The sequence below is a fragment of the Pseudomonas sp. 50_B genome (genome assembly GCF_017491625.1).
GTDB lineage: Bacteria > Pseudomonadota > Gammaproteobacteria > Pseudomonadales > Pseudomonadaceae > Aquipseudomonas > Aquipseudomonas danubii.
Genome location: NZ_JAFGYX010000064.1, coordinates 1 through 704 on the forward strand (window position 1 = coordinate 1; position 704 = coordinate 704).

Below are 704 nucleotides of genomic sequence, written 5' to 3' on the forward strand. Positions count from 1 at the left end.
GTTCTCGCGCGGCCTGTTCAACACGATGCAGACGACCAACGCGCTCGCGGGGCTGCTGATCGAAGCCGCAAAGGACCGCGATTTCAGCAAGGCGCGCTTCGCGCCGGTCGAGAAGCTCCAGCAGGGCCTGATCGATTTCAACGATCGGCTCGTCAACTGCTCGTACCTCTCGTGGGGCCACTATCCGCTCTGGAACGCGTGGTTCCGCCTGTGGCTGCTCACCGGCAACTACGGCCAGCTTCACCTGCAGCGCGTGATGATGAAGTACCGGCAAACCGGCGACGCGCGCTGGCTCGAGCCGGCCGACGCGCTGTTGCCGGGCGCGTTCACCACGCTCGAGCCGATCATGCGGCTGTTCGAGGAGGCGGCGGTGTGCGTCGAGCGGTACGGCGCGGGCGAGCTCTCGGGCGAGGCGGCCGAGCGGGCGATCTACGCGCTGCTCGAGGAGAACGCCGCGCTGCTGCCGCCGTTCTTCGATTTCGTTTCGCCCGCCGAGCGGATCACCTGGCCGAGCACGCCCGAGAAGATCGCCGCGCTGCTGCTCGAGTGGGTCGAGCGGCTGCCCGAGGACGTGCGGGCGGAATACTTCGACTACGACGTGCGGGCGCTGCTCCAGCAGCCGGTCGTCAAGGACACGATCACCGCGGACGTCGCGTGAGGCCGCGCCGCGCGCCGCGCGGCGCGGCCTCACGCGACGTCCGCGG

Annotated in this window: 1 pseudogene; it reads left to right on the plus strand. The window is 69.5% G+C overall.

Annotated elements, in window-relative coordinates:
• Positions 1-658, plus strand: a pseudogene (locus tag J5M73_RS30910) (hypothetical protein); the annotation flags it as partial.
• Between the last annotated feature and the right edge of the window lie 46 nt (positions 659-704).